We start from the raw sequence: 5,897 nt of genomic DNA, 5'->3' as shown, positions 1-5,897 counted from the left end.
ATGGATCAGCTCCATCGTGCCATTGTAGTACTCAATGCCGTCGATATAGTCGCGCGTCTGTCCCAGGATGCCGCCCACGCTACGAAGCTTACGCCCCGTGCCATCGTACGTGTAGGTCACGTTCCCCACGGTGGCCGTCACGCTCTGGGGCAGGTTCAGGTAGTTGTACGTGGTCGCCGCGATGTTGTTGCCCGTGCTGCCGGTATTCGTGCGCGTCTTCATATTCCCGTTGGCATCGTAAGTATAATCCGTCGTGCCCGGCAGTTGGTAGGCCGCATCCGTCGAGGTGACCCCATCCACTACGCTTGTCAACCGGTTGCCCGTGTACGTATAGGTCAGGTTGTCCACCGCCGTACTATTGGTACCCGTACGCACCAGGGACTTGATGTTCCCGTTGCGGTCGTAGGTGAGTGTCTCGCGTCCTTTGCTGCTGGCCATTGCCCCCTGTTTAAGCCTGTTCAATGCATCGTACGTATAGCTGTACGTATCGGGCACCCACGCCGGCGGGCTGCCTGTGTTGCTCCGGCGCATGAAAACCTGGTGCGAGATGTTGCCCGTGTACTGCGGGTTGGACGACGTATCCCCGTAGCGTAGCAATTGCCGGAACAGGTCCGAATGCGTGTACCTCAGCCAGCCCCGCTCGTTGTAGCTGTAGGTGACCGCCTGCCCGAAGCTCGTGCCGCCGTTGGTACTGTGCAGCCCCTTGTTGCGCAACTGCCCTACCTCGTTGTACGTGTTGCGCGCAATCAGCGTGCGCGTGCCGGTGTTCACCGTCTTCCACGTGTGCGTCTGCCGCCCGCGGTGGTCGTAGTCGTACTCCGTGATGATGGTCACGTTGGGCGTCGAGGCAGTCGTGGTATGGTGTTCTCGTATCTCCTTCTCCAACTGCCCCGCGAAGTTGTATTCCCTGGTGATATCGTCGAACTTGCTCGACGTGGACGAGCCGCCAAGGTAGTGCTGCTTCCACTCGCGCACCACCTGCCCCCTATCGTCGTAATAGTACACCGTCCACAGGTACGTGGCAGAGGTGCCCAGCACCTTCGCCTTCGTAGCCACCAGCTGCCCTTTAGTCATGCCGCTGTAGCTGGTCGATTGGTTGTGCGGCAGCCCGGGGATGCCACTGTAATCATCGTAGTAATGGACTTCCAGCACATCCAGGTTTGCCACCGTATTCGGCAACGAAGTTTTTGTATAGCCGTGCAGGTTACCGCTGGCGGATGAGCGCCCCTCCCACTGCACCGAAGCGCCACCCACCGCGGCAGCCAGCGTACTGTACGCCGCCGTGTGGTTCTTCTCCACACCCCGCATAACCACCCGGCCGTGCACGTCGTATTTCTGGAACCAGTGGTACGGCCCTGGGCCGAAACCCGGATAGGTTTCGTCCTGCTGCCGGCTGTCTTGGTGGAAAACCACTTGGTCAAGCCCGTTGTAAATGTAGTTCTCCCACGCAGCCGTTCCGGGAAGGCGGCGGTGCGACAACCGGTTGCGCATATCGTAGCGGTACTGGTAGGCATATTGGTCCAGCCAGTCGGCCTTGTCCGTGGGGAAAGAGGCCCGGTCCGGTTCCGCCGCCGGCGGGAGTACATAGCCCAGGTTGCCGTAGTCGTCATATACGTAATAGGTGCTCAACATCTCCGGTGTAGAGCCGTTCTGGTTGAAGGTGCGGCGGAGTACCACGCGCCCCAGCTTGTCGGTATATTCCTCCGTGGTGTGCAACCGGCCGGCAAACGTTTCTATACTGCCCGATTGGCCTTCGTCCGCCACCACCGCCACCTCCAGCTGCCCCGAAGCATAGTATCCATCCAGCGTAAGGGCGGGCTCATTGCTTGCATTCAGGTTTATCCCATAACGGGCCACGCGCCGCGTGGTGGCCAACGTACCGAAACCCGTGGTGTTGTTGGTAGTGTGGAAGGTACGTACCGTGTGGCCGCTGCCGGCCATCGAACCGTGCTGGGCATGCCACACGGACCCGGCAAAACCCTGCTCGCGCACACGGTCCAGCGGCGAGGGCTCATACAGGAGTTGGCTGTACGACGGCGTGGTGCCGCCATAAGAAAGGATTTTCACGATCCCCGACCCCGAAGGCGGGTTATTGTAGTAGGTGGCCTGCGCCGCGGCAGCCCCGCTCTTGAACGCACCTCCCAAGCCGGTGGCTGTGGCGTATGGTAGGTACTGTTTGTCGGCCCGCCCGAACGCATCGTAGCTCATGGCCACCACCACATCCTTGCCCTTGCCGGGCACCGCCTTTACCTGCACCTCCTGCACCTGCCGGCCCAACCCGTCAAAATAACGCACATCCTGCATGGCCTGCTCGGGCAAGGGGTTCGCCGGGGCGCTCGCCAGGGCCGATAGGTAAGTGAATGTCTGGATGTAGTTCCAGTTGCCCAGCGGGGTCGGGCTGCCCCCGCCGGGGGTGCCGCTGATGTAGGCATGGAATGTGCCCCCGGTGCTGAATCCACCCGCCAGAGTGATGCTCACCGGGTCGGTATGGTCGCCCGTCATGTTGGCTGCGCTCAGCACAAGCTGCGCCCGGGTTGCGGGGATGGTCAGAAATAGCGCGACGAGCAGTAAGCCCGTCCGCCTATACAGTGGTATTGCTTTCATCGCTGTTGCTGGTTACGGTGTACGGTAATTGTAATGGAAACGCTGCACGGGGTATTCCTCATTATCCTTAATCCACTGCAGGCGCTGGAAGTCATCGTATTCATAGTGCACGGTGGATCCCTTTTCATCGGTCTTGCTCCGTAGGCCCACATGCGGTTCATGGGTGTAGGTGGTCACCAACGCACCCGCCAACTGCGAATTGGTGCGCAGCGGCTGGAGGAATGACCGCACCTGTTGCGGTGTGGGGTTGGCCTGGTTGCAGAAATTGTTTACCACCGTGGTGCCGCCCAGGGCCGCCACCACCGTGGCATACGTCGCATTCCGGATCTCCGCAATCGGGTATTGTTTGCCGTAACCCCACAAGTAAACCGTGCGGGGCCCGTTGATGGAAGCGGTGATTTTCCGTGTAACCTGCAGCAGGTTCCCCTTGTCATCATAGGTATCATAACTGTATGTTGGATACAGGGTAGCCCCTTTTTCTGATTGTTTTACCAGGATGGGCACCTGGAAGCCGGAGACCGTACCCCACGTGGTTTCTTTATGGCTCAGTTGCTTCGCCGGGCTCACCTGGTTAACCACCTCGTCGATTACCGGCGCTATCCTGTTCTTGTTTACCATCTGCTGGTAAACGGTACCGGTATAGTCGTATGGGTACTTGTAAGTGGTCTGCAACTGCACACCCTTGCTATCGGTCACCCGGACACGGCTGGGCTGGGTGTATTCGGCATTGTCGTAGAAATACTCCGTCTGCTTCGCCCGCGGAACGGGGCCGGAATAATCGGTTTCAATGGTCTTTGACAGCAGCATCCTGCCCACGGCTATGCCGTATTGGCCACTCTCATAATAATCACTCGGCGGTTGCGACCCCGCCCCGAGTGGATAAGACTGGTTATAAAGATCGAAATGATTTCCGTCGAAATTGCCACCAACAACACTGAATTCGACCTTCAGGAAAGCATAAACCACCCGTATCATCATTGGCCGAAGATATCGCTCGTATGTGTACTCCGTTTTCAGAACGGGAGTAAGTGTGCCCGCTACATTCTTGTAGCTGGTTTCTGCCTTTTTCATACCCATGAACCCCGCTGTCTGAATACGTCTGATATTGGTGCCTTCAATATGACTCCCTGTCCAAAGCGGCACAGTGATGTCATGGAACACATCTGGAGCGTAGTAACGATATACCTTCTTTCCCTGCAATTGTGTAGATCCCTCCCGGTACTCGCTCACGCTGGTATAATAAATCGGCGCCCCATTTGCATAGGTGAAATCGAGAAAAGACGAAGGGAGATAAGTCGTTTTGGTTTCGTTCGCAACCGGATAAAGGCAGCTCCTATTGTCACAATCGATTGGAATGGGATAAAACGGCGGCGTGTCGTTTCCGGGTACGTCATTCGGTCCCGTCAGGTAACTCATGACCTGCTCGTAGCTGAAACCCGCATAGGTAATGTTACCTTCCACATCGGTATCGCTTGCGGGAGGATTGATCAACACCCCAGTGCCATCCTCGCTTTCGCCATATTTATAATGCTTACGTGAAACCGGGGTTGTTCCACCAGCATCGTAGTGCAATATGCTACTGACCCGCAAACCGCCGCCTATACGGGTTACCGGTCCGCCACTTTGCTGCACTTTATACCTGTTTGCCTCGAAATTGAATACCGTGAAACCCTGCGTCGGGTAAGTAATACGGGACAATACGCCTTTCTTCATGTATTGTTCATTAGGCATCTCCTGGCTGCTGTTGCCCCCGAAATTGAAAACGACATTGTCATGGAAATAGTTGCTGTAAAAATAATAGCGCTGGCTGAGGCTGTGAGCCGGTACGGCGGATGTTCCTGCATTGGGATGCGGGATTTCAAAGGTATAAGCATTGCGGTAACCCCAAACGTCGTGCCCTTTCAAGTGGTTGCCGAAACACTGCTTGTCAAGGTACTGTAACGTGTAGGTTTCCACGGCCGGCGCTTGTTTGCCCGATATCCGTACTTCGTCAAGGTAGAGTGTCCCCTGAAAATCAGGGCCGTTGATATTCTCAGCCTCCTGCATATACACAGCAGGCGTGTAACTCTGAATAAAGCTAATTTCCTTCTGCCTGTTGCTTTGCCCCCGGTAGACCGTAATGGTCTCCAGTTTATCCGCTCCCGATAACAACACTCGCCCCCACTGTAGGTAATCTGCTTGAGTGCAAGCCCTCCCACACTAATGGAGGTGTAATTGACTCCCTGGGTAACTGGATAGATCTTATCGGTGACTGTCCCCGTTGTGCTGTTCACATAGGGAACATGGAAACGTCTGGATTTGGCCGTATGTTCCATCCATTTAGGAGTGGAGACAGACCACAGATCCACCGATTGTAGCAAATGTTCATAACTGTTTGCGTTGTTAATCGGATATTGATCTGAACGGTAGTAAGGGCGGAAAGCACTTGGGTTTTGTCCATTGTAATAATATTCGATTTTATCTTGGTAAGTCCGGAATTGGGCAACAGCTTTCTTCTCATACTCAAAATCAATCTGCGATGTCCCCGTTGCATTGACGATCTGTTTGCATTTCCAAGATGAAATTATGCAGTCAATACAGGTTCCTATTCCAATTTGTCCCGTTACTTCAAAACCCAGAGACACTGCATCATCGGTATCCCAGCCCCCAGACGGGATGACACTCCCAAAAAAATAAACGGTACCGTCCGTATCGACGATTTTGAACTGCCCCTGGTTCCAGGTAATCTCGATATCGTTATAAGGTACCGGTACAATGGTATAACCCGTGCCCGTGTTGTCCTTTTGGAAATAGAAGGAACCTGATTTATTCGGCAGTTTATAATTGAATTTGTCGGGGCTGCCGTCCTTTTCGCCCATGGCAATATCATACTGGTTCCTGTAGGGAAACGGAGTGACTGAATTTAACGGATAGGCGTTGGCGTCTGAATAATACAGTGTATCCTTGCTTTTTACGAACGTATTTGCCAAGTAGCCAACAGACGCCTTGATATCATCCAGTCCGTTTACAGATCTGGTAATCTGCAAATCACTGGTTAAGGACCACCCCAGCCCCGCCCGGGTCGCTTGCTCATTGATACGGAAGCCACCCGCATGGTACTGCAGGGCAATCGGGAGTACCATACCCCCTACCCGGATCTCGTGCAGGGGAATACTGATATCCGGTATCCCCGTATTTAGGTTGACCGGGTAATTCACCATTTTGGCTAACGCAGCCGCCTCGGGCGAGACCGGCAGGATCTTGTTCGGCTGGGCAATCAACCCCCAGGGATAAAAAATAGCGAGTATGATTAT

Annotated in this window: 2 protein-coding genes; both read right to left on the bottom strand. The window is 54.9% G+C overall.

All coding sequences use genetic code 11. The features are described 5' to 3' along the window. Positions 1 to 2,604, bottom strand: a 2,604-nt coding sequence (locus U9S71_RS03515; protein ID WP_326325299.1) for a DUF6443 domain-containing protein, incomplete at its 3' end; no start/stop codon positions are given. Positions 2,605 to 2,616: 12 nt separating this feature from the next. Continuing rightward, on the bottom strand, positions 2,617 to 4,650 hold the full coding sequence (locus U9S71_RS03510) for a hypothetical protein (protein ID WP_326325297.1): 2,034 nt from the start codon (positions 4,648 to 4,650) through the stop codon (positions 2,617 to 2,619). Positions 4,651 to 5,897 lie beyond the last annotated feature (1,247 nt).

Origin of the sequence: Parapedobacter flavus (assembly GCF_035818675.1) — a bacterium.
Lineage (GTDB): Bacteria > Bacteroidota > Bacteroidia > Sphingobacteriales > Sphingobacteriaceae > Parapedobacter > Parapedobacter flavus.
Note: the sequence above shows the minus strand (reverse complement) of the source record. Positions and strands in the feature narration are given on the sequence as shown.